This window comes from Sulfitobacter undariae (assembly GCF_014196805.1).
Taxonomy (GTDB): Bacteria; Pseudomonadota; Alphaproteobacteria; order Rhodobacterales; family Rhodobacteraceae; genus Sulfitobacter; species Sulfitobacter undariae.
On record NZ_JACIEI010000035.1, the window covers coordinates 1 to 4,639 of the forward strand.

The 4,639-nt window shown below is 51.1% G+C and carries 5 protein-coding genes; 4 read left to right on the top strand and 1 reads right to left on the bottom strand.

What is annotated here, in order from left to right; all coding sequences use genetic code 11:
* Positions 1-120: 120 nt before the first annotated feature.
* Together GGR95_RS18655 and GGR95_RS18660 are read left to right on the top strand one after the other, a co-directional pair.
* Positions 121-654 carry a helix-turn-helix domain-containing protein gene (locus GGR95_RS18655; protein ID WP_184568375.1) on the top strand — a complete coding sequence of 178 codons (534 nt, stop codon included), beginning with the start codon at positions 121-123 and terminating at the stop codon, positions 652-654.
* A 6-nt stretch (positions 655-660) separates the two neighbouring features.
* On the top strand, positions 661-1,269 hold the full coding sequence (locus GGR95_RS18660; RefSeq protein WP_184568376.1) for a DUF3800 domain-containing protein: 609 nt from the start codon (positions 661-663) through the stop codon (positions 1,267-1,269).
* A gap of 183 nt (positions 1,270-1,452) precedes the next feature.
* Here the strand turns inward: GGR95_RS18660 and GGR95_RS18665 are convergent, their stop codons facing one another.
* A complete protein-coding gene (locus GGR95_RS18665; RefSeq protein ID WP_184568377.1) occupies positions 1,453-2,022 on the bottom strand; it encodes a hypothetical protein in 570 nt (189 codons plus the stop codon).
* 916 nt (positions 2,023-2,938) lie between these two features.
* Between GGR95_RS18665 and GGR95_RS18670 the strand changes: the two genes are divergently transcribed.
* Both GGR95_RS18670 and GGR95_RS18675 read left to right on the top strand, forming a co-directional pair.
* The gene (locus tag GGR95_RS18670) at positions 2,939-3,979 is read left to right on the top strand and encodes a replication initiation protein (RefSeq protein ID WP_184568378.1); all 1,041 of its coding nucleotides are present in this window, start codon (positions 2,939-2,941) and stop codon (positions 3,977-3,979) included.
* Between the two features lie 5 nt (positions 3,980-3,984).
* A complete protein-coding gene (locus GGR95_RS18675) occupies positions 3,985-4,362 on the top strand; it encodes a MerR family transcriptional regulator (protein WP_184568379.1) in 378 nt (125 codons plus the stop codon).
* Positions 4,363-4,639: the final 277 nt, after the last annotated feature.

Here is a 4,639-nt window from a genome sequence, read left to right on the forward strand (position 1 = left end):
AACCATTTACCGATATAGCATTACATCAGGTATGGCAGGAAATATATCATCCAAGATGTGCCGCCTGTAGTTGTATGACGTGGTGTGTTCCTCCAAATCGATTGGAAAGGAGGAACCTCAATGCCTAACGTAACAACACCCCAAACGACGACTTCGGAAAAAACAGACACTAAATCCAAGAGGGGCGCTTCTTCAACTGAGCGGATCTTCAGTAAGGACGTAACTAAGTACGGCTACGTGGCTTTGCCAAACATACTTGTACGCGGTCAGGCTCGTCTGGGGCTTTCTACTACACAATTCAATATTCTAGCACAGCTGCTTAGTTACTGGATTGATCCCGAACGCCCACCTTTCCCAAGTAAAGCAGATCTTGCACGAAGAATGAATATTCACCCCACAACAGTGCGAATTAACATCGCTACGCTCGAGGAAAAAAAGCTGGTTCGGCGAGAGCAACGCAAGACAACTGCTGGGGATTGGAACTCCAATATCTATCATCTCGACGGATTGGTAGACGCACTCAAAAACCTAGCGCCCGAGTTCGAGGAAGAACGCAAAAAACACTTGGCAAAGAAAGCACTGACGGAGCAACGTTCACGTAAAGACGAAACCGCCGAACGCGCCCGCCAAAGTGGCGTAAAGCGTAGGAGGTAATGATCAATGGCAGGTCTAAATAAAAGGGTTCTTATCTTTATCGACGAGAGCGGCACAGCTGGCGAGCCTGACTTTATGTTGGGATCGGTCACAGTCGCAGCACGTCATGCATCTGTAGCCGAAAGTATACTGTCAAATTTTCGAGAGAAAAATGCTGGGGAGTTGCATGCAAACAAAATGGAAGGGGTTGTGGCACGAAGACTGCTTCAACAGTTCCACGGAGCGACTAAAGATCGGGGTTTGATATTCTTGAACAAAGCATCGGCCCACCACCATGGGACTGCTGCACAAATATACGCTGCAGCCGTGATAGAAATCGTAAAAGTTGCCATTCGTCGTTACGCTAAGCAACATAGGATCCCAAAAATTGGCAACATAGAGCTCATTCTGGATCGTAATGATACGAATAAAAGCGAGGAATGCGTCCTCTGCTTGGCAGCAGCACAGCGTGACGACAAGCTTTTTCAAGCCGTAGAACATATTGCCTGCGTTGATTCGACTGCGGCTAGGTTTTTACAAGTGGCTGATCTTGTGGCCTACTCTAGGAGGTGGCAGGAGCGTGGTGAGATTAACGGTAAGCAGCTTGAAAGTGAATGTGGTATCAAACTGCTTTAAAACGACAAAACCGCCCAAAGGGCGGTCCTGAACGTGGTGCGGCTAGCAACCAGCCCTCTCTCCTAGACTGGGTCACCGCTGCTCCTGCTCGACGCAAGGCCTAGCAGGTCGCTAGGAATATGTAGCACCCATAGGTTAAAAAAGCAAGGTTATTCAGTTCTCCAACAAGAGCAGAGTAGCTTTTTAAACACCGCGTTCAGCCATGCGCCTTAGCTCGTCAGAAATCTTCAATTCGAGAGTTGCGCTCCGGCCTCTCGCCATAAGATCGGCTTGGTCTGCAAAATCCAGAATGAACCCTGCAAGATGTCTGACCTCGATCAGGTCTTCCTCTTTGAAAGGCACAGACCGTCCCATGTTCCTGGCCTCGTTCATGCGCTTGGCAATCTGCACCACATTGTTGCCGACCTTGTTCAACGCCCCCTTCATGCCCGTCAGCGCCTCGGCCAGCTCCGCATCGGGCATCGCCATGCCGTTGGTATTGCGGATCACGTTCCGCAACGCCTCACTACGATTTCGGATGCCAGCTTCTTTCAGCTTGGCGTCAAACTGGGCGAGATCCGCAGGCGAGACGCGGCACACGATCACCTCGGTCCTGCTGCCCCTCTCGATCTGGATTTCTCGCATGACCTCGGCACAGCGGTAAACCGTGCGCACAGTGACGCCGTATTCGCGGGCCAGCACCTGCGGGCGGACGCCTTCCCTGACTTTTTTGGCGATGGATTGCCGTGTTGTGTGATCGAGTTTTTTGGTCATTTGTCACAAATGTCATACGATGCTATTTCCTGCCACCTTCACACAACCAAAAGCAACCCATTTTTACCGACCGTGCAGAAACAGCTCTGATCGGAAAAGGCGAAGGCGGTGGTAACCTCCGGTGTCTTGGATGCCGATGTGAGGGGGGGGTGTTGCAGTTGCAGGATATGGGCAATGTTAACCAAAATTGCATTTTGGCCTCCGCGCTGTGTTTTTGACCTTCCCAGAGCGGCAAGTTTCAAACAGTCAGGACTTCGGCTGCTGGACCCGCTTTGAAGTGCAGAAAACCGCTCCCGCCCCGCCCTGGAGACCGACGATCACGCTTGATGATTGCGTTCAGTCGATCTGGAGGCCCGTGAGAGGCCTTTCCGTGCTGGAAGCTCCTCAACGCACCTATCGACTTTATGGCGCTCTACGGCGCTCCTAGCGGCCCCTGTGGTGATTTCTGGATGGGTTCCTACCCGCGCTTTGCGTGTGACCGTCTGACGGACTGTTTGGACGTTGGCGGGAGGGGTGTTGCAGTTGCAGGATATGCGCAATGTATACCAAAATTGCATTTTGGTCTCTGCGCTGTGTTTTTCGTTCTCCAGTGATGAGGGCAAGAAGTGGCAAATGACCCCGCCATCCATTCTTAGAAATTCTACTGCCTCGCCGCTTGCAGCGGCGGAGCTTGAGGTTGGATAAAACGGTCCGACAAGCGTTAAAACTACCCCATATTTTTACCAAAAAGCGCGTAGCGCCTTCTTGTTCTATAAGTTCTATAAGTTCAGGGCATGTAACATACTGATTTTATTGTAAATAAAAGTCTTAAAGTGGGTTATGGGGCCGTTAAAGTGGGTTATGGGGCCGTTAAAGTGGGTTATGGGGCCGATATATGGGATTTGACAGAGTGGATAAATCCACCTAAATAAATCACATGGGAAAAACACTCGAAGTCGCAACCGACAGAGCCTTTGATAACCGTGCTGGTGTTATTCCACGCGAGATGGCTAAGGGTGTGTTTATCAATGGTGCACTGGGTGCGCAGGCCACCAAAACCTTACATTTGATGATTGACCATGCAGCAGGCCGGATGGGCAACGACTGTTGGCATGAAATGCACCTGCGAGACATACGCAAGGTCACGGGAATGCGGAACCATGATCTCGGTAGCCTCCGCGACATGATCCACGAGATCGCCGCCACCTCATTCAGCTTTGAAGTCGACCTGTCGGATAGCCGCCGCAAAGAAGGAATTGGCACATTCCTCGACGGTGGCGAGTTGGTCTATGATCGTGAAGATGAAGGTAACCTGACGGTCCGGTGGCACTTCGGGATTGTGTTCCGAACGCTGGCACTGGAATCTAACCATTGGGCAATTCTCGATCGTCAGGCTTTCTACGCCATGACATCAAAATACTCCCTTGCCCTGTTCCAGCAGATCAGCGCCATGGTGCGAATGAAACACGTCACGAGCTGCACCTATGAAGTGACCGATCTGCGGCAGATCATGGGTGTTGCTCCGGGCAAAGTGACAAGGTGGGCTGACTTCAACCGCGATGCGTTGAAACCAGCGTTGGCCGAGATTAGCCAACTGACCCGTTTTGAAGTGTCAGCACGGTTTATCAAAGCGGGGCGCCGTATCGAGAAGGTTGTGATCGAATGGACAGAAAAACCTGATCTAACCAAAGTCAAAGCTGAACAGGACCGCCCAAAGGTTGGACGGAAGGCGCGGCGGGATGGCACGGCGGAAACGGTCGCGCTAGCGTTTCCCGCGTCCGGTTCAGTGAAAGGCGTGCAACCATGGGACAAGATTGCAAGGAACAACGCCCCCCTCATTGACGGGCGGCATGTGCCTGATTTGCGGGTGCTGTCCGACACGTTTCGCAAGTGGTGCGCAGAAAAGTCGATCCCATTAGACGCGGCCAGCATCGAGAAGTCGTTCACGACTTGGTGCAAAAGTTATTCAGCGAGGTGATCATGATGCCCAGTGAGCGCCCAGTGAACATGCCCATGTCACCTGCCCATGCTGCCCAGTCCAAAAATGTGTCGCGGCGCACGATTATGAGAGCGATAGAAACCCTTGATCTAAGGGCCTCTAGAGATAATCGAAATCACTGGAAGATTGATCCGCAAGACCTTGATAAGTGGGCAGATGCCCAGTGCGCGCTTAGTGAACATGCCCACCCCATTTTGCCCACAGTGCCCACTTCAGATTTAGAAGTAAAACTAGCTGTAGCAGAAGCGCAACGCGATGCGGCCAAAGAGCAATTGGCGGGTGTTCAAGAAGACCGCGATAGATGGCGCGAAATGGCGGAAAAGTTGGCCAGTAAGCCCCGCTGGGGTTGGTGGTGGCGATAGCTTTACAAAGCCTCTCGCTATGAAATAATAATATTTACTTTGAAAATGGAGCAACTCTCTGTTTGAACGTTATTTTTTACACTTAGCGATGGCATATAATGAACCCTACGGGTAGGGTGTGTTACATGCCGTACCTATAGCAGGTATTGTAGCACATAATAACCGAAATCTGATAAACGGAAAACCATTTACCGATATAGCATTACATCAGGTATGGCAGGAAATATATCATCCAAGATGTGCCGCCTGTAGTTGTATGACGTGGTGTGTTCCTCCA

Coding starts and splice junctions, on each gene's coding strand:
- GGR95_RS18655 (WP_184568375.1), top strand. CDS start 121: ATGCCTAACGTAACAACACCCCAAACGACGACTTCGGAAAAAACAGAC.
- GGR95_RS18660 (WP_184568376.1), top strand. CDS start 661: ATGGCAGGTCTAAATAAAAGGGTTCTTATCTTTATCGACGAGAGCGGC.
- GGR95_RS18665 (WP_184568377.1), bottom strand. CDS start 2,022: ATGACCAAAAAACTCGATCACACAACACGGCAATCCATCGCCAAAAAA.
- GGR95_RS18670 (WP_184568378.1), top strand. CDS start 2,939: ATGGGAAAAACACTCGAAGTCGCAACCGACAGAGCCTTTGATAACCGT.
- GGR95_RS18675 (WP_184568379.1), top strand. CDS start 3,985: ATGCCCAGTGAGCGCCCAGTGAACATGCCCATGTCACCTGCCCATGCT.